Origin of the sequence: Clostridium paridis, from assembly GCF_016765615.1 — a bacterium.
Classification (GTDB): Bacteria; Bacillota; Clostridia; order Clostridiales; family Clostridiaceae; genus Clostridium_T; species Clostridium_T paridis.
Genome location: NZ_JAESWA010000023.1, coordinates 394,087 through 413,021 on the forward strand (window position 1 = coordinate 394,087; position 18,935 = coordinate 413,021).

The 18,935-nt window shown below is 29.8% G+C and carries 24 protein-coding genes; 20 read left to right on the forward strand and 4 right to left on the reverse strand.

The window, feature by feature from the left end:
* Positions 1-13 precede the first annotated feature (13 nt).
* Positions 14-817 carry a sulfur carrier protein ThiS adenylyltransferase ThiF gene (gene thiF, locus JK634_RS15020; RefSeq protein WP_202768485.1) on the reverse strand — a complete coding sequence of 268 codons (804 nt, stop codon included), beginning with the start codon at positions 815-817 and terminating at the stop codon, positions 14-16.
* A 3-nt stretch (positions 818-820) separates the two neighbouring features.
* A complete protein-coding gene (gene thiS, locus JK634_RS15025; RefSeq protein WP_202768486.1) occupies positions 821-1,015 on the reverse strand; it encodes a sulfur carrier protein ThiS in 195 nt (64 codons plus the stop codon).
* 243 nt (positions 1,016-1,258) lie between these two features.
* On the opposite strand from thiS, the gene JK634_RS15030 reads away from it, so the two are divergent.
* The 12 genes from JK634_RS15030 to JK634_RS15085 all read left to right on the forward strand — a co-directional run bounded on the left by JK634_RS15030 (position 1,259) and on the right by JK634_RS15085 (position 8,653).
* Positions 1,259-1,708 (forward strand): MerR family transcriptional regulator, encoded by a 450-nt coding sequence (locus JK634_RS15030; protein WP_202768487.1) that lies wholly within the window; start codon positions 1,259-1,261, stop codon positions 1,706-1,708.
* A gap of 27 nt (positions 1,709-1,735) precedes the next feature.
* Positions 1,736-2,044, forward strand: a complete 309-nt coding sequence (locus JK634_RS15035) for a hypothetical protein (RefSeq protein WP_202768488.1) — start codon at positions 1,736-1,738, stop codon at positions 2,042-2,044.
* Between the two features lie 80 nt (positions 2,045-2,124).
* Positions 2,125-2,847, forward strand: coding sequence for a CPBP family intramembrane glutamic endopeptidase (locus JK634_RS15040; protein WP_202768489.1), 723 nt, complete (start codon positions 2,125-2,127; stop codon positions 2,845-2,847).
* Positions 2,848-2,872: 25 nt separating this feature from the next.
* On the forward strand, positions 2,873-3,340 hold the full coding sequence (locus JK634_RS15045; protein ID WP_202768490.1) for a hypothetical protein: 468 nt from the start codon (positions 2,873-2,875) through the stop codon (positions 3,338-3,340).
* A gap of 18 nt (positions 3,341-3,358) precedes the next feature.
* Complete coding sequence (locus JK634_RS15050) at positions 3,359-3,826, forward strand: NUDIX domain-containing protein (protein WP_202768491.1); 468 nt, start codon at positions 3,359-3,361, stop codon at positions 3,824-3,826.
* A gap of 45 nt (positions 3,827-3,871) precedes the next feature.
* Positions 3,872-4,552 carry an epoxyqueuosine reductase gene (locus JK634_RS15055; RefSeq protein ID WP_202768492.1) on the forward strand — a complete coding sequence of 227 codons (681 nt, stop codon included), beginning with the start codon at positions 3,872-3,874 and terminating at the stop codon, positions 4,550-4,552.
* Positions 4,553-4,580: 28 nt separating this feature from the next.
* Entirely contained in the window at positions 4,581-4,856 is a 276-nt protein-coding gene (locus tag JK634_RS15060; protein WP_202768493.1) for a YciI family protein, read from the forward strand.
* Between the two features lie 15 nt (positions 4,857-4,871).
* Positions 4,872-5,405, forward strand: a complete 534-nt coding sequence (locus tag JK634_RS15065; RefSeq protein ID WP_202768494.1) for a MaoC family dehydratase — start codon at positions 4,872-4,874, stop codon at positions 5,403-5,405.
* Positions 5,406-5,424: 19 nt separating this feature from the next.
* Positions 5,425-5,901 (forward strand): HAD domain-containing protein, encoded by a 477-nt coding sequence (locus JK634_RS15070; RefSeq protein ID WP_202768495.1) that lies wholly within the window; start codon positions 5,425-5,427, stop codon positions 5,899-5,901.
* Between the two features lie 125 nt (positions 5,902-6,026).
* Positions 6,027-6,488 (forward strand): hypothetical protein, encoded by a 462-nt coding sequence (locus JK634_RS15075; protein ID WP_202768496.1) that lies wholly within the window; start codon positions 6,027-6,029, stop codon positions 6,486-6,488.
* A 123-nt stretch (positions 6,489-6,611) separates the two neighbouring features.
* Positions 6,612-7,583, forward strand: a complete 972-nt coding sequence (locus JK634_RS15080) for a DUF2087 domain-containing protein (protein WP_202768497.1) — start codon at positions 6,612-6,614, stop codon at positions 7,581-7,583.
* Positions 7,584-7,705: 122 nt separating this feature from the next.
* A complete protein-coding gene (locus tag JK634_RS15085) occupies positions 7,706-8,653 on the forward strand; it encodes a serine O-acetyltransferase (RefSeq protein ID WP_202768498.1) in 948 nt (315 codons plus the stop codon).
* Positions 8,654-8,840: 187 nt separating this feature from the next.
* Here the strand turns inward: JK634_RS15085 and JK634_RS15090 are convergent, their stop codons facing one another.
* On the reverse strand, positions 8,841-9,284 hold the full coding sequence (locus tag JK634_RS15090) for a MerR family transcriptional regulator (RefSeq protein WP_202768499.1): 444 nt from the start codon (positions 9,282-9,284) through the stop codon (positions 8,841-8,843).
* A 128-nt stretch (positions 9,285-9,412) separates the two neighbouring features.
* Between JK634_RS15090 and JK634_RS15095 the strand changes: the two genes are divergently transcribed.
* The 7 genes from JK634_RS15095 to JK634_RS15125 all read left to right on the forward strand — a co-directional run bounded on the left by JK634_RS15095 (position 9,413) and on the right by JK634_RS15125 (position 17,274).
* Positions 9,413-10,174 carry an SDR family NAD(P)-dependent oxidoreductase gene (locus JK634_RS15095; RefSeq protein ID WP_202768500.1) on the forward strand — a complete coding sequence of 254 codons (762 nt, stop codon included), beginning with the start codon at positions 9,413-9,415 and terminating at the stop codon, positions 10,172-10,174.
* Between the two features lie 170 nt (positions 10,175-10,344).
* The gene (gloA, locus tag JK634_RS15100; RefSeq protein ID WP_202768501.1) at positions 10,345-10,728 is read left to right on the forward strand and encodes a lactoylglutathione lyase; all 384 of its coding nucleotides are present in this window, start codon (positions 10,345-10,347) and stop codon (positions 10,726-10,728) included.
* Between the two features lie 25 nt (positions 10,729-10,753).
* Entirely contained in the window at positions 10,754-11,377 is a 624-nt protein-coding gene (locus JK634_RS15105) for an MBL fold metallo-hydrolase (RefSeq protein WP_202768502.1), read from the forward strand.
* 61 nt (positions 11,378-11,438) lie between these two features.
* Positions 11,439-12,548, forward strand: a complete 1,110-nt coding sequence (locus JK634_RS15110) for an aldo/keto reductase (protein ID WP_202768503.1) — start codon at positions 11,439-11,441, stop codon at positions 12,546-12,548.
* Positions 12,549-12,683: 135 nt separating this feature from the next.
* Positions 12,684-13,190, forward strand: a complete 507-nt coding sequence (locus tag JK634_RS15115) for a hypothetical protein (protein WP_202768504.1) — start codon at positions 12,684-12,686, stop codon at positions 13,188-13,190.
* Between the two features lie 205 nt (positions 13,191-13,395).
* Entirely contained in the window at positions 13,396-16,119 is a 2,724-nt protein-coding gene (locus JK634_RS15120; RefSeq protein ID WP_202768505.1) for a PAS domain-containing sensor histidine kinase, read from the forward strand.
* A 267-nt stretch (positions 16,120-16,386) separates the two neighbouring features.
* Positions 16,387-17,274, forward strand: coding sequence for a diguanylate cyclase (locus JK634_RS15125; RefSeq protein WP_202768506.1), 888 nt, complete (start codon positions 16,387-16,389; stop codon positions 17,272-17,274).
* Positions 17,275-17,330: 56 nt separating this feature from the next.
* On the opposite strand, the gene JK634_RS15130 is transcribed toward JK634_RS15125, so the two are convergent.
* Positions 17,331-18,227, reverse strand: a complete 897-nt coding sequence (locus JK634_RS15130; RefSeq protein WP_202768507.1) for a LysR family transcriptional regulator — start codon at positions 18,225-18,227, stop codon at positions 17,331-17,333.
* Between the two features lie 148 nt (positions 18,228-18,375).
* On the opposite strand from JK634_RS15130, the gene JK634_RS15135 reads away from it, so the two are divergent.
* Entirely contained in the window at positions 18,376-18,918 is a 543-nt protein-coding gene (locus JK634_RS15135; RefSeq protein ID WP_202768508.1) for a flavin reductase family protein, read from the forward strand.
* Positions 18,919-18,935: the final 17 nt, after the last annotated feature.

Here is an 18,935-nt window from a genome sequence, read left to right on the forward strand (position 1 = left end):
TTATCTGTCCTTCCTATATTTCTTCGATTCCAACTAATAATCTAAGTATCATATTTGCTTGATGGCCAGCACATATTTGTACTCTTGGTGCCATAAGTCCACTTCCTATTCCAGAACCATTTTCTAGATCCCCACAAACATATAAATTTTTCATAGGTCTTGTGGTTTTTATTAGATTAGAACTTTCATATCCAGCCATACCAGAAGCAGCAACTATTTTTGCCTTAGGTAATTCACTAAGCCCAACATTGACAAGAATTGCTTTGGCATCTGGTTTATCAAAAGCTTCACAGATAACATCGTATCCACTAAAAAGTTCAACAACATTATCTTCAGTTACTCTAGTAGTTATTGTTTCTACTTTGATAAATGGATTAATTTCTTCTATTTGCTTTTTTAGGGCAATAGTTTTAGGTAGTCCTAAATGGCTTATGTTATAGCATTGACGATTTAGATTGCTTGGTTCAACTATATCAAAATCCACTAATAGTAGATGACCAACACCTATTCTTGCAAGCATAATTGATATATTAGAACCTAGTCCCCCGAGTCCTGCTATTGCAACCTTACCTTGCTTTAATTTTTTATGAACATGAGGAGTATGTCTTGCCATCATCATGCTTTCAAGCTCTTCTTCCTTTGGCATAGTGCCTTTACGGATTATAGTTAAAATATCATCTTCAGATATCTTATTATCCTTGTCTATTTGAAAGCCATTTAATATTACAATGTCACTTTCATCTCCAAATTTATTTCTCACTTCAAAGGCTGTTTCTAAATTTACTTCAGTTTCTTTTCCGTTTAAGGTTATCTTCACTTATCAGCCACCTCCTACAAATCTTACAACTTCTACAGTATCTTCATCGTAAAGCATAGTGTCTTTGTATGCTGCTTTAGGAACAATATCACCATTGCGTTCAACAGCAATTTTAGTAACATCATAGTTTTGTTCACTTAAAAAATCTAATAAACTTTTACTGCTTTCTAAAGAAATTGAAGTCCCATTTACTTTCATTTTTTCACTTCCTTTCCAAATTTGCCCGAAAAAAAAGCACAAAAATGAGACTTACACCCTTTCGGTGGTGTACCCCATTTTGTGCTCTTTTTGTTGATAAAATTATATTATATTAGAATAATTTGGTCAAGTAGAAAAGTAAATTTCTTATTTGCTATCATATTTTGATTTTTATATTATAAAATATGGTAAAATTTATAAAAGCATATTTATAAAGTTCAATTCATATGTAAGGAGAATGCTATGTACACAATTGGACAAGTAGCAAATATTATGGGGATTTCAAAAGATAAGTTAAGGTACTATGAGGAAAAAGGAGTTTTGAAACCTTCACAAAATAATGAAAATAATTATAGACAGTATAGCTTAGAAGAGATGCTTTCTATATTATCTATTGAGTTTTATAGATCATTGGATTTGGATTTTAAGAGCATAAAAAGAATTCATAATCAAAGTGATATTAAAGACTTAGAAGAAATTTTAGAAGATAAAAGAAAAGAGATAGTTAAGGAAGTAGATAGGCTAAATGCTATAGTTAATAGAATAAATAAGGCTAAAAAAGCATGTAATGACATAGAAAGATATCTAAATAAATTTTCAATTAGAGCAATGAAGCCTATAAAAGTATTAGGCGAAATGTCAGACTTCACGGCCTTTAATGAATTTGAGGTTATTCATGAAAATAAGGATTAGCTAGAAGATGAGGCAATTATAAAAAGCATGAAAAGATATATAACTTTTAATGATGATGGAGTAGTGTCTAGTAAAATGTTCATTACTAAGGAAGTTGAAGAAGGAAAAGAGGAAAATGAAGGAAATATATTAGAATATGAGAAATGTTTATATACAATTGTTGAGGATGGATTAGATTATAAAAATGTTATGGAAGATACTTTTAAGAAGTTTAAGGAGTGGGTTTATTTAAATGATTATAAGGTAAAGGGAGAGGGAATTATAGGTATGTTATTAATAGAACATTTTCACGAAAAGGCAAGGTCATACTTAGAAGTTTATATTCCGATTGAATAGTAGTTTATATTTAATATTGACCTTGGGACAATCCCATAGTTTAGAATAAAGCTGAAATTGAATTATGGGAGGAATAGTTTATGAATAGACAAAAGCAGATAAGAAGCGTAGGTAAGATTTTAATACTTCACTTGTTTCCAGGAATGATGTTAAGTCTTATATATGTTTTGTTGTTAAGGTTTGAGGTGTTAATAGAATATCCTAAATTAATTATATTAGCTGTAGCAGGGAGTTTTACTATTATACCGATAGAGATGGGATGTTTATTTTATGTATCAAAGAAAGAATCTGGAAGTTTTAATATATTCAACATATTAGGCCTCAAAAGCAAGCTTAAGGTTAAAGAGTATGTAATTTATACTATATTTCTACTCGGACTAGCAGGAATAATTATGACAGCCTTAAAGCCATTTTCAAATTACTTATTGGATTCTGTTTTTAGTTGGATTCCAAAGTGGTATAACTACAATCAGGAAATGGAGTTATTTAGAAAGAGCTTTATAAAAATATCAATTGTAGTTAGTTTCTTATTTTTTACAGTAATAGGGCCAATTACTGAAGAACTCTACTTTAGGGGATATCTACTTGCGCGTATGAAATGGATGGGCAAATATAGCATTTTAATAAATACTATATTATTTGCAGTTTACCACTTTTGGTCACCGTGGCTTATAATTGCGAGAATTGCAGCCTTTTTACCATTATTTTATTTCGTATATAAAAAGGATTCTTTTAAATTAGGGATATTTGTACATTGTTTAGCAAACTTCACTGATGTGCTAGCTTTAATGGTATTATTATAATAGTTAGTAATATTTAGGGGGACTTATGAAATATAAGATTAGGTTAATATGTATACTTTTATTTACTTTGTCTATAGTAGGATATGGATGTAGTAGTGTAGAAGCTGAAAAGAAACTGCCCAAAACAGATGAAAGACTAATTTATATAAGTATTGATAAATATTCACAAGATGGAAACATGACAGTTGGGGTAAATGATACTAAAATATTCGAATCTAAAAAAGAGCAAGTAGCAGTAAGTGATATTATTAGCATATTTAATAGCAAAGAACCTGTAGATGAAAAGTTTGAAAATCCTAAATATAGAATTATATTCTTATATAATTTAGATCCTAAACAATCTGAAGTTAGAGATGAGTTTATGGAAAGTGTTAGATTTCAAGTTATAGATAAAGATGGACTACTAGTTCAAAACGAAGATACAAAACAAACCTTTAGAATTAGTGGAGAAGGATATGACAAGTTATCTAAATATTTAAATCTATTAAAGTGAAATTAGGGAGGGTTTAAAATGCAAGGAAATCATATCAGAAATGCTGTAAGAGCAATTATTATAGAAGATGGTAAGATTCTTTTATGTAAATATGAAGATAAAGAGGGTATTTTTTATGCTTGTGTAGGTGGTGGACAAAATACCTTTGAAGATATTCATTCAGCTTTGCGTAGAGAGTGTAAAGAAGAAATTAATAGTGAGATAATTATAGAAAAAATGGTATGTGTAAGAGAGGCCTTTTTTGATAATTATGATAAAAGTGGTGCTATTGAAAGAATACACCAGATAGAATATTTCTTTAAGTGTTCATTAAAGGATATGAAAAATATTTGTATAGGTGATAATCCAGATTTTAATTCACTTGGATTTGAATGGATACCATTAAAAAAATTAAAAGATCTTCGTGTTTTTCCTAGTTTATTTAAAGAATATATACATCTAGATGGTACGTTTGAGGACATAGTTTATTTAGGTTTGAGTAATTGATAAAGTAAAGCTTGGGAATTTAGTTAGTGAGTAGGGGTGTTATATATGTTACATGAGCTAACTTCAAAGTTAAAAAACCTTGGTGCAAGTTTTATTAAGACAGTAGATATATCTAAGCTTACACCAAAAGAGAATATGGGATATAATAATGCTATTTTGATAGGAATTGTATTAAGTCCAAGATATATTTATAAGTTATCCAAAGAAAACACACTAGATTATTCTGAGTTTTCGGAAAAGGAACATAGAGCAGATATCCTTGCAGATTGGACTGAAGAATTTATTGTTTCTAAAGGATATAAAGCCTCTTCTCAATCTGAAAGAAATTTACTCCAGCATGATCTTTTTGAGAGTGAAATAAAAACTACTCCACTTCCACATAAAAAGGTTGCAGTTTTAGCAGGTGTAGGGTGGATAGGAAAAAATAATTTGCTAGTTACTAATGAGTACGGAAGTGCATTATGCATGTGTAGTGTTTTGACAGATGCACCACTACCAATAGAAAAATCTGAAATGGTTATGCCAAAGTGCGGAGATTGCACTATTTGTAAGGACATATGTCCAGCAAAAGTTATACACGGCACAACATGGGAAGTTGGAATAGACAGAGATTTAATTGTTGATGTATACAACTGTGTAACATGCCTAAAATGTTTATCTCATTGTGCATGGACACAGAAATATATGAATGAGAATTTATATGGTAAAATTAATGAAAATAAATAAATCTGTTTTGTGTAAGGAGTGTGAACGAATGTACTATGTTTATTTAATGAGTAATATAGAGCCAATAAATGAAGATTTAATTAAGCGGCATGTTGATCATTTAAAAGAATTAAAGAGAATAGGAAAGTTAATTCTTTGTGGACCATTTACAGATTATCCTGGGGGAATGGTAGTAATTTCTGCAGAAAATATTTCAGAAGCAACAGAAATTGCGAAATCAGATCCATTCATTAAATCTGGATGTAAGTCTTTTGAAATTAGAACTATTGAATTGGCAAATGAAGAAAATAATTATTTGCTGTAGAAAAAGGAGAATAATATGTTAGATTTATTTAAAGCATTTACAACACAAGATGACTTTGTATATGAGGGAGCTTTTATAGCCAAGGTTAAATATAAGCAGTTTAGGGCAGAGTCAGATAAAGAAATTTACAAAAATGAAGTTGTTAAAGGTAATAGTAAACTTTGTATATTAAACTGCAATGGATACATAAATGATGAAATTGCAGAGACCTTAACAGTTTACTTAATGATGAATGTTAAGGTTAAGGAAGAAACTAAAAAAGAAACTATTCAAGATGTAGGAACCTTATGGAGAACTTTTTCAAAAGAAGAAATTGCAGAGTTTAGCCATAGAACAGGGGACACAAATTCTATTCATCTAACAGATAATCCAGTAGTACAAGGATTATTCCTACTTAAAGAGCTTTGCAGCACTACTAATGCAAATGAGATAGAAGTGAAATACGTAAGTCCTGTTTATGGTTGTAATCCGGTATATTTGAAGCATGAGGAAAATGTAATTAAAGGATTTAGTGATGGAAAATTATGCTTTGAAGCAACAATAGGTTAAAATCTTGGGGGGACAATTTATGAAGGTTATATTTCTTGATATAGATGGTGTTCTTAATTCTGAAGAATTTTTTGTGAATAACAAAGATCAAGTAATTGATAAAAATAGAGTGAGTATTTTAAAAAATATTATTGATATAACAGGAGCTACTATCGTTATGTCTTCTGGTTGGAAATTATGGTTTGATGATAATATGATGCCACAGGATGATTTTTCTAATAGCTTATATGAAGTTTTATGTGAATTTGACATAAAGTTATTTGGGAAAACACCTGATTTTAGCAACGAAGAAATAAGAACTAGAAAAACATTTAGTCATGTAAAAGCCAAAGAAATTATGGCATGGTTAAATGAGCATGAAGATGTAGACAAATACGTTGTGATAGATGATTTAGATATGAAAGATGAAGAAATAAATTCCCATTTAGTTAGGATAAATGGGAAAATAGGTATTACAGAAGAGGATGCTAAAACTGTTATAGAAATGATTAAATAAATATGAGTTAAGGGAGCTTTATTTAAAGCTCCCTTATTTGATAAAAAGGTGAAATAAAAAGTAGTCATTTAGGGAACTATATTTACAAAAGTAAAAGAAAGTAATAGTAAATGGAGGTATAAAAGATGGTTGTCTTAGATGAAGCTACAAGACTAAACTATAATATATCATCAGATTTTAATAGTTCAAATGGAAATACAGGAACCTTAACCTTTAATATAAGTCTTCCTTGTGAAAGAACAATTTTTTGCAATGAAATTATTATAGCAATACCTAAAGGTTCAATAAGTGAAAATGATAGTTTTAATCCTTCTGTAGATACAGATAAATGGGGATGTTCTGTCGGTGAATTAACTAAAGGTGAAGAACTTGGATTACATAATAGTTCACAATTTATACCAATTAAATTCAAATGCCAAAAAGACTGTGACCAAGAATTCAAAACACCTTTTACTTTTAAAATTGGAGTTAATAATATAGCAAAAAAGAGTGGTAGAATAGAAGAGTTTTATATAATTGAATGCTCAAAAGATTCTGTAGCTGGAATGTATAACAAAAGTGATAGGTGCATTAGCATAAATATATAGAATTAATATTTTGTAAACAGGGGACGTTTTATTTGTCACATGGCAGATAAACGTCCCTATTATAATTGACGAATTTACAATGAAATGTTATCATGTCTATGAAAAACATAGATGAGGTGTAAAATGAATGAGTTTGTGCGTAATGCATCTATAGATGATTTTAAAAGAGGATATGTTTGGAATAGTAAAAATGGAGAGTTTATTTGTCTTATATGCGGAGAAGGCATTGGTAATAGTGATGAAAGTAAAAATAGCCATATTATTGAGCATGGAAGTCAAATTGAAAGACTTTTATCACTGGAAAAGAAATATACTGGACTAACTGATATCCAAAAAGAACTCTTGCAGATGATTTCTAATAAGTATAGTGATAAAGAAATTTCAGTTAATCTAGCCTGCACAGAATCAACTGTGAGAAATATGAGATTTGCCTTAAGAGAACGAGCAAGACAGGCAAGAGCATTTCTAGCAATTATGGACTTAGCTGAGGGAGAAAGAGTAGTTACTTATCAGCCTAAGCTTCGCAACTTTCCAGTTAAAGAAGAGAAAAGAAAAGCTTTATTACCTAGATTTGCAGATCTATTTGAACCAAATAAAGAATATACAGAACTTGAAGTTAAGAAAATTATTAAACCAATTTATGAAGATGACGCAATTATAAGGCGCTATTTAGTTGATTATGGATACTTAATTAGAAATAAAGATGGAAGTAGATATTATAAAAAGAGTGAGGAAATTAATATGAAAGATGTAAGCAGAAAAGAGTTAATTAATAAATATAAAGAGCAGGAAGTAGAGCAAGGGATAATTCAAATTTATAACAAGGAAACTGGATATTCATTTGTAGATATATCAAAGAATCTTTATAAGCCTTTTGAAGCCTCGAAGTTTCAATTAAACCTTGGAATATTTAAATGTAAGGAGCTACAAGGTGATTGGAGAGTTTATGGAGAAAATGCTTTTGAATTTAAAGTTATAGAGAAGCTTAAACCTAGAGAAGGAGCAACAGATAAAGAAAATCTATCAGATCTAAAAGAATTATTAAAGATGTGGATTGAAAGCCAAGGTGAGACTTTGAAATTATATTCTAGGTAATAAGTATATCCAGAGGATAATATGATATGATGGTGGTAAATTTACACCACTTAAAGTATAATATAAAAAATGACAAAAGTAGGGCTAGAAATTAATCGCCTTATTATAAAAGGATGGGGAAAATGAATAAGGATTGCGAAAAGAATTTAATTAATTTAATATCAGAAATTGCAACGAGCTATAGACAAAACACTGTTTTTTCAGTTTATGAGTCAGCTAATCTCCCAAATAGAAGTGAGATAATTGAAATATTGCAGGAACTAAGACAGTTAATATTTCCTGGTTTCTTTCAAAGCAAAAGACTTACTGATAGTACTATAGAATACTATATTGGCGATCTTTTAATAAGTATTCAAGAAAAACTGCATAAACAAGTTAAATTAGCTTTACAGTATAAGCATAAAAGTGATTATGGAAATGATGAGGAATTAATAGAAGAAAAAACTAATAAAGTATGTATGACATTTATAAAATCAATACCTATGATTCAAGAATATATAGTAACAGATGTTCAAGCAGCTTATGAAGGAGATCCGGCAGCAGGAGATTTAGAGCAAGTTATATTCTCTTATCCAGGGGTATTTGCTATAAGTATTTATAGAATAGCTCATGAACTAGATAAATTGGCAGTACCATACATTCCAAGAATCATGACAGAGTATGCACATGGTAAAACAGGAATTGATATTAATGCAGGAGCTGAAATAGGAAAGTATTTCTTTATAGATCATGGTACAGGAGTAGTTATAGGTCAAACTTGTGTTATTGGAGAGTATGTAAAGATATATCAAGGTGTAACCTTAGGAGCTTTATCAACTAGAGGAGGTCAAGCGCTAGAAGGAGTAAGAAGACATCCTACCATTGAAGATAATGTAACTATTTACTCAGGAGCTACTATTTTAGGAGGAGAAACTATAATAGGCAAGAACTCAGTAATTGGGGGTAATGCCTTTATTACACAATCTGTTCCAGCAGACACTAGAGTAAGTGTAAAAAATCCTGAACTAAAATTCAGAAACAGTAAACCAGAAGAACTAAAACAAGAATTTATATTTGACTGGGTTATCTAGAACTTTACTGAAACTTAACTTAGGCATGTTAGAAAATAGCGGGTTCAAGCGATTTTCTGGCATGCCTAAGTTTTTAGTTTCAGTTAAGTTCTAGAAGAGTTTTTAAGGTAACCTAGTCCTTTGAAAGGAAGCGATTTAATAACGTGTCTAATTTTTTAGTTGAAGTTGAAGCCCTTGAAGGGCTTTTTTATAGATCTAATACCATAGTTTCAGGTAAATCATTCTCACGTTTTTCAGCACAAGCTTGTTTTCTTTGTTCATTAACAATTTCTATGGCGTTAGGAGCTTCATACATTTCAATTTTAAAGTCAACCACCTTAAGCATTTCAGTGAGAGAAGCTATTTGATTAACAATTTCTTTTCGATGTTCAACAAGTAAATTTTTTCGCGATTCTATATTATTGGCACTTTCCATACATAATTCAATGTATTTCTTAATTTCTTTAATGTGCATTCCTGAATTTTTTAAACAACAAATTACCTGAAATAAACCTAAGTCTGATTCAGTAAATTCTCTATGGCCTGATTTATTTTTTGAGACAAATGGTAGAAGTCCTTCCTTGTCATAAAAACGAATTGTATATATAGAAAGTCCCAATATTTCTGAAACATCTTTTATAGAATAAGTCATTTTATAATCTCCTTTAAAAATTATTAAAAAAACCTTGACCTAGATATAGCTCTAGGTATTAACATGAGTATAAATCATAAAAAATTAATATTCAAGTGATTAATAATTATCTAAAGGAGAGATTTTTAATGAACAAAAACAGTAAAATTGCATTAGTTACAGGTGGAAGCCGTGGAATTGGTAGAGATTCTGCAATATCCTTATCGAAAAAAGGAATAGATGTAATTATCACTTATAATACTCAAAAGGAAAAGGCAGATGAAGTTGTAAGAGAAATTGAAGCAAACGGAGGTAAAGCCGCAGCTATTCAGTTTGATGTTAGCGATGTATATTCATTTGATTCCTTTATAACTAATTTATCAAAGGTTTTAAAAGTAAAATGGAATCAGGAGCAATTTGATTTTTTAATTAATAATGCTGGCATTTCAAACCATACTCCTTTTTTAAAAGTTACAGAAGAAGAGTTTGACAAAATATTTAATACTCACTTTAAAGGAGTTTTCTTTTTGACACAGAAACTAATCCCGCTTATTGCAGACAAAGGAGTAATATTGAACACTTCAACAATGTTAACTCATGTTTCATCTCCAGGTTCAGGACTTTATGCTTCGGCAAAAGGTGCAGTAGAAGTTTTCACTAGATATCTAGCTAAAGAATTTGGACCAAGAGGTATAAGAGCGAATACTATAGCACCAGGAGCTGTTAATACAGAATTTAGTGGGGATACTTATGCTAAAAATCCAGGTTTGAAAGATATGATTGCGTCTCAGACTGCACTCGGAAGAATGGGAGAAGCTTCTGATATTGGAGGTGTTGTTGCGAGTCTATGTACAGATGAAATGGGGTGGGTTACGGGTCAACGTATTGAAGCATCTGGTACAGTAATATAAATAAAAAATTATACTTTACCATTTAAATACTTAATACCAGAAGTTAGTTCTTTTGAACACACTTCTGGTATTTTTATTAGGTAGTTTCCTAAAAGTGCGTACTTGTTATAAGATACCTTAATTTATATAATTAAAATGAATCTTAAAAATTATAGAAGAGGAGTGGTATTATGGCAGTTAAAATGCTACACACATGCATAAGAGTAAAGGATTTAGAAAAATCACTAAAATTTTATAGAGATGCACTTGGATTAGTTGAAACAGTAAGAAAAGACTTTCCTAATAATAAATTTACTTTAGTATATCTTTCAAATGAAGAAGGAGGATATGAAATAGAGTTAACTTATAACTATGATCAAGAGAAGCCTTATGAAATTGGTAATGGTTTTAGTCATACAGCAATTGGAGTAGATGACTTAGAAGGTGAAAGAGAAAAACACAAAGCATTAGGCTATGAAGTTACAGATTTAAAAGGACTTCCAGGAAACCGCCCAAATTATTATTTTGTAACGGATCCAGATGGATATAAGGTTGAAGTTATAAGAAATAAATAATATTTCTCATAGATGAGGTGAGTTTATGAATAAATTAGTACTTCATGGAGAAGAGGACGTTAATTGCTATTTTATAGAATATAACAATAAGTGTTATATAGTGGACCCAGGTTATGAAAAAGAAAGAATAATTAAATACGTAGAAGATAATAACTTAGAGGTACTTGGAATATTATTAACCCATGGGCATGCAGATCATATCAGTGCAATGGATTGTTTTAATGTCCCAGTATATGTTTATAAGGATGAATATCAGAACTTATTAAATAACTACAATAAGGTATTTGAAATCTATGGAAGGAAAATGAGTTATTCTTTAGAGAAAATTAATTTAATTCGAATTGATGAATCCAAGATTTTTAAAATTGATGATAAGGAAATTCATGTGATCCATACACCAGGACACACAGTTGGAGGTGTATGCTATAAATTTGGGGAAGATTTATATACTGGAGATACTCTTTTTAAAGGAAGAGTGGGTAAGTGGATATTTCCAACAGGTAATCTTGCTTCAATGAAAAAATCTATAATTAAATTAATAGAAACTCAAGATGAAAATGTTAGGGTACATCCTGGACATTTTGATAGTAGTACTATTGGAGAAGAAAAGAATTCTAATCCATTTTATTTAGAGTGGAAAAAGAATTAAGAAACATTTCCTTTTTAGGTGAGAAAGGGAAGGTTACAAAGGGGAAAATGGAGGAGTAATTATGAAGAAATTAGGTTTTGGAGGTATGAGATTACCTCGTTTAGTTGAAAATGATCCCAAGTCTATTGATCAAGCTCAAGTAAATGAAATGGCAGATCATTTTATTAATCAAGGGTTTACTTATTTTGACACAGCTTATCCATATCATCAGGGATTAAGTGAAGGAGCATTTAAAAAGGCTGTAGTAGATAGATATCCTAGAGAAGCTTTCTTACTAGCAGATAAAATGCCTACTTTCAGTGTATTTAAGACTGAAGATTATGAAAGATTTTTTAATGAGCAATTAGAAAGGTGTGGAGTAGAATATTTTGATTATTATTTGCTTCATAATCTTGGAGAAAAGAATTACGCAAGTTCAGTAAAGCTTGGTGGCTTTGAGTTTATGAAAAAGTTAAAGGAAGAAGGAAAAGCTAAACACATAGGTTTCTCTTTTCACGATAAAGCAGAGTTACTAGATGAAATCCTTACGAAACATCCTGAAATGGAGTTTGTCCAATTACAATTAAACTATATTGATTGGGAAAGTGAAAGTATTCAATCAAGAAAGTGCTATGAAGTTGCAAGAAAGCATAACAAGCCAGTTATAGTTATGGAGCCAATAAAAGGAGGAGGACTTGCAAATCCCCCAGAAAAAGCTCAAGAATTATTTAAAGCATATAATAAGGAAATGTCTTATGCATCTTGGGCAATTAGATATGTTGCTTCTTTAGAAGGAGTAATGATGGTATTAAGCGGAATGAATAGTTTTAATCAATTAAAAGACAATACTGCTTATATGTCAGACTTTAAGCCTCTTAATGAAGAAGAAAAAGAAATTATCTTAAAAGTTGTTGATATAATTAATGAATCAATAGCAATTCCATGTACTAACTGTCAATATTGCGTAGATGATTGTCCTAAGAAAATAAATATACCTGCATATTTTTCAGTATATAATTCCTATCACTTATATGGAGATAGAAATTTCCCAGCAATGCATTATGATCGTCAATCTCATGGAAGAGGAAAGGCTTCAGAATGTATTGAATGTAAGGCGTGTGAAAGACATTGTCCACAACATATCTTAATTACAGAAAAACTAAAATTAGTTGCTGGAGCATTTGAAAAATAACTATTTCGTAATAACCTCATGATATATTTTATCGTGAGGTTTTTTTATACTAAAAAATTGAATAGTTACACTTAAAAGTAATATAATGGAATAAAGATATGTAAATTAAATAAATATGTATTATGGAGGGATAGCTTGAAAAGAAAAGTAATTCCAATTATAAGCTTGGTGTTGATAGCAGCTATTGTTTTTACCATATACAATGGGAAAAATAAATTAAAGGTACCAACAATTGAAAATATAAGTAGTATGAAAATTATTGAATCGAGTGTAGGAGCGAGCCCAAAGAAAGAATTGGCCTTTGATTTTGGTAAAAAAGAACACGTAGATATGGCAAATAACATTTTGGATTGGATGAAATCTGGTAAAATAATAGACGATACTAATGATAAAGTTACTAATAAAGGCGGAAACCCAACATCTTTAATAATAGAATCAAAAGACGGAACAAAAATTCAGATTGAAGCAGCTACCTATGATATAGAAACTAAAGTAGAAAATGGAGTTCAAATTGAAAAACAGAATGCCAATGGACAAGTAAAATTATTTATAAGTAATACTAAAGAGCCTATGAGAGAGCTATCACCTAGTTTAAGCTCTTTTTTGAATAATGGATGGAAGAATTTTTTTAAATATAATTAAATTTTTATGGACTCTAAAGTTATAAGTACGTTTTGTTTGGAATTACAAATGAACGTACTATTTTTCTACAAGAAATTAGATATTAAAAGTTTTTGGTGTAAAAGTTAAAGTAAATAAAAAATAGAAAAAAATGGAACATTGTGATAATATATCATTGTATGTTTTAAAACATATCATAATAGTTGTTAGTCTTGGGGGTACATTTATGCATGCTAATAATTCCTTTAATAGTTTAAAAGAAGTTCCTTATATATTAGTAAAAAACCAAATAGTAACAAAGGTAAGTAATGAATTTACCAATATAACTGAATATACCTTTGAGGAGTTATTAAATAAAAACATATCAGATGTATTAATAACTCTTAAGGTTGGACCAGACATAAATATTAATAATATAAATGATAAGGTAGAGTATTTTTTGTTCTCAAAATCACTTGAAGTAAGATTTGTTAATATTAAAGTAATAGATGTAAAAGATGAGAGGATATATATCTTTTTAAAAAGAACTAATTTTGATGCAAAACGTAAATTCCCTTTCATTAATACGTTATGCTCAGATAATTTTTATGGGGTTGGAATATTCAGCGTGCCGGATGGAACACTTATAAAAGCTAATTCAAGGTATATTAGCATCTTTGACGCGCCATATAATATTAAAGAAAATTGTGTAGGAAAAAATGTATATGAATTTTTAACTGGATTTAAGGGAAGTTCTTTAGAAGAAGTATGGAGGAATGTACTTGAAACTGGAAAATCAAATAACTATGAAGAGATTATGTATGATGGCCTAAATAGGGGAACTACCTACTGGAAGCTATACTTAATACCAATTATTGAAAATAGTGAAATTAAATATTGTGTGGTAATGTCATTAGATATAACAGAACAGGTTCTTTCTAGAAAAAAAATTCAGGAGCAAGGGAAAATAATTAAAAAGCAAAAAGAGCAATTAGAAGAGATTATTCAGGGAATAGATGATGCTATTTTTATTTATGACTCTGATAAAATGCCTTACTTGGTTAATAATTCAGCTAAGAGTTACTTTCCAGGTTATGAGGTTAATGACTTTGGTATAGCATATATGAAATATAAGTATTACGACATAAATGGCAAGGAAATATCCATTAAAGAAAATATACTTTCTGAAATTTTAAATAAAAAAGTAATTCTTAATGAAATGATAACGATGAAGAATAATGAAATTACAAGACATCTTAGTATTAACGGAAGACCAATTTATAATATAAATGGAGACATAATATTAGTTATAATTTGTAGTAGAGATATCACTAAGGATGTAGAAGCAAAAAGAATAATAGAGCAGCAAAATAAAAGACTTGAGGCAATTATAGAAAGTGTAGGAGATATTTTAACTTTAATTGATGTAGATGGAAACTTAATAAAACAAAGTAAGCTTATTACAAATCGCTTTACGGATTTGAAGAAAGCCAGGGAAGCATATGAGCAAGCAGATTATTTTGATTTTGAAGGAAATAAATTAAGATCAGAAGATATATGCGTGAGCAGAGTGCTTAAAGGAGAGAAGGTTAAAAATCAAAAAGTTAAGGTAATAAAAGATAGTAGTGAGTTATACACAATTACAAATGGTATTCCAGTATTCAATTCAAAAGGACATGTAGAATTGGGTGTATTTACAACCATTGATATAACTGAACTTATGGAACAAGAAAAGAAGATTAAGTTGCAGAAGGAACTTCTTGAAGATGTTATGGAAAATATGCATGAAATGATGATAGTTTTCAATAAAGAAGGAAATGTGTTGTTTTCAGATAAAAAAACAAGAAGTGAAAAATTAAATATATTTGAAAAAATAAGGAACTTTTTTAATTTGACAACACTTTATAGCATGGATGGAAAGGTAATCACCTATGAGGAATCACCATTAGTTAGAGTAATGCGAGGTGAAAAAGTTAAAGATGAAATAGCGTATTTTAATTGCTGTGGAAAGACTTATTATACTACCTATTGTGCAAAAGGTGTTTATGATGAAAATGGAGATTTTCTTTATGGAATTTTTTATAGACGAGACATGACTGAGTTTGTTGAAAACCAAAATAAATTAAGAGTTATGCAGGAAAGATTACTTGTAGCAGAGATGGAGAAAAATGAAAGCTTAACAAAAGCATTAGAGATGAAGGATGAATTTCTATCCTTGGTATCTCATGAATTTAGAACTCCACTTAATGTTATCAGTACAGCTATACAAGCTATGAATTTAATTTGTGGAGAGGAACTATCACAAAAAAGCAAAGAATATTTAGGAATGATTAGACAAAATACATTTAGGCAGCTTAGACTTGTTAATAATCTTTTAGATATAACTAGAGTAAATGCAGGTCATATTAAAATTAATAAAAAGAATATAGATATAGTTTTTCTTACTAAAGCAATTACAGAATCAGTATGTGAATATGCTTTTCAAAAAGGAGTTAAAGTAACATTTATCACTTCATTTAATAAGAAAATTGTAGCAATTGATGATGAAAAATATGAAAGAATAGTTTTAAATCTATTATCTAATTCCATAAAATTTACATGTAAGGGTCAGTCAATTATTGTTAGTATAGGCTATCATAAAGGAAGTGTTTGTATAGAGGTTAAGGATAATGGCATAGGGATTCCAGAAGATAAGGTGGAAACTATATTTGAAAGGTTTGGACAAGTTGATAGCTCATTATCAAGACAAGCAGAGGGGACAGGTATAGGATTATCATTAGTTAAGAAGTTTGTAGAAGCCTTAGGAGGAAGTATATCAGTAAAAAGTAAAGTAGGTGAAGGAAGCACATTTACTGTATTAATACCTGATGAAATAGTTAGTGAAGAGGATAAAGAGAAACAATTAGAAGATCTACTAGATAATAGGCTCGTTCAATCAACTCATGTTGAATTTTCTGATATTTATATATAAGTAAGAGGAAAGTGAGATAATTTAATAGGATATTTTATAATGTTTCTTATTTATTGATAGCTAGATCAAATAAAAACTATGGCAATCAATGCGCTATATCACACAAAAAATTAGGTGCTAAAAGCTACTATATATGCTATAATTTTTACATGGTATAAAACTTTAAAAAAGGAAAATGCAAGTTCTTTTAATAGTAAATTGCTAGTTAATTTACTAAAGATGAAAAGGTTTTATGAAGGTTACTATTGGGAAAAGGGGAGAGTTACTATGAATGAAAAAATACTAGTTGTAGACGATTCACATTTTAATGTGAGGATTTTATCAGATATTTTAGAAGCTGAAAATTTCACAGTATTTTCTGCAAATAATGGTTTTCCCGTACTTGAAATGGCACATACACTTCAACCTGATGTTATCTTGCTTGATATAATGATGCCGGGTATAGATGGTTTTGAAGTTTGTAAAATATTAAAGAGTGAATATGAGGTTAGAGATATTCCTGTAATTATGGTTACAGCAAGAACAGATGGTAAGGATATTAAGATGGCGTTGGAGATTGGAGCTTTTGACTATATAAAGAAACCTTTTGATGAGATAGAAGTAATAGCTAGAATTCAATCTGCCCTTAGGTTAAAGGAATTACAAGATAGATTAAAATCACTTGCAATGAAGGATGGATTAACAGGACTATATAATCATGCTGTGCTAGTAGAATTACTTGAAAAGGAAGTATCAAAGCAGAGAAGGAGTAAAGGCAATCTATCATTTGTTATGTTAGATATAGATTATTTTAAAAAAATCAATGATACATATGGGCATATGGCAGGAGATAGAATTTTAAAAGATCTCTCCAATATATTAACGGCATCGGTACGTAAAGGTGACATAGTTGGTAGATATGGTGGGGAAGAATTTAGTATAGTGCTGCCAGGTGCAATCAGAGATGATGCGTATAATTTATGTGAGAGAATTAGAAGAAGTGTTGATGAACATGAGTTTAGTATTGGAGATCAAAATGTAAAGATAACCATTAGTATGGGGGTTTTCGCTCATGATTTTGATGATAATAGCTATGAAACTGAAATAATACAAAAAGCCGATGAACTACTTTATAGGGCTAAAAAGAATGGACGAAATAGAGTAGAAGTTATGTAAAGAACATATTTAAAAAAGTGTCAATCTAATAAGATTGACACTTTTTTATTAAGTATTTATGGAGAAATGCTGCCGCCAGTAGCTTTTATAGCTTCTATAAATACATTCATGGAAGGAGTTAACCATTTGTTTTTATGATATAAAATTTGTGTCATCATATTAAAATGACACCCAACTAAATCCAATTTTACTAATTTACCTTGCTTTAATTCATTTTCTACCGCCATTACAGGGAGTAAAGTAATTCCTAGATTGTTTGCAACAAAAGTTTTAATGGTTTCAATACTTCCAACTTCTAAGGATATATGAGGTTTCAAATTTTGGATATAAAACATTGATTCGAAAACACCTCTATAACTACACCCTTTTTCAGTTAGAATTAATGGCTCATTAGCAATATCTTTTAAAGTAAGTTTTTTTCTAGCAGCAAACTTATTCGCTGGAGAAGCCAAAATAGCCATAGGTTCATTATAAGACATACAAGTAATTAAATCAGAATCTATAATTGGCTCGCCTAATGTAAAGATGAAATCAACAACATTGTTTTTAAGCATATCATGCAGGTCTGAACAAGTACCAAGTTTTATTATTACCTCTACCTCAGGATATTTTATATTATAATCTTGAAGTAATTTTGGAAGTTTAACAGTGCAAAGAGATTCAACAACCCCGATTTTTAAAGTTCCCATAGGAACATTAACATCACTTATTGCTTCTTTAGCTTCATTTGCCAGCGTAATTATTTTTTCAGCATAATTTAGAAAAACTAATCCTCTAGAGGTTAATTTCATATTTCGTCCTATTCTTTCAAATAGCTTTATACCGAGTTCTTTCTCTAAAAGTTGTATTTGAGATGTTATAGTTGATTGAGCATATCCAAGATCTTCTGCAGCTTTTAAAAAGCTATCTGAATGTGCAATCTTCACAAATGTTTTTAATTGTCTAAGTTCCATACTATGATACCTCACATTTTAAAACTTCAATAAATTTGAAGTGTAAGTTCAAATAATTCAATTTTACTAAACTATACTCTTATGCTAATATAAGAACTACAAAAGTTCAAGAAGTTTTTTGTAAAATAGATTTAAGGAGGATTATATAATGGAAAAGATAAATGTCAACTATCCAAAGATGTATTATGGATTTCCTGTAATTCTTATAAGTTTTTATGATAAAAATGGAGGTCCAAACGTAACAACACTTTCATCATCATACACACTTAAAGACATGGTAGTCCTTGGATTTAGCAGCAAAGGATATGCAATAAATCAAATTAAAGAAGTTAAAGATTTTGTAATTAACATACCAGATGCATCGCTTGTTAAGGATGTTAATTTCTGTGGAAGAAATTCAGGTTTTGAAGTTAATAAATTTGAATCAAGTAATTTAACACCAGTAAAATCTAAGGTAGTAAATGCTCCAATCATTGATGAATGTCCTATTGCAATAGAATGCACTTTAACAGATGTAATAGAAAGAGATTACTATGATGGAGTGACTAATATATTAGCAAATATAAAGGGCAGAGCTATAGCAAAGGACTACTTGGATGAAGAAGGACAATTAAAGCTTATGAAAATCGATAATCTTATTTATATAGCAGATGGTGTAAACCGCGGATATAGATATATGAAAAGTGAATAATGAACATTTAAGTAAAT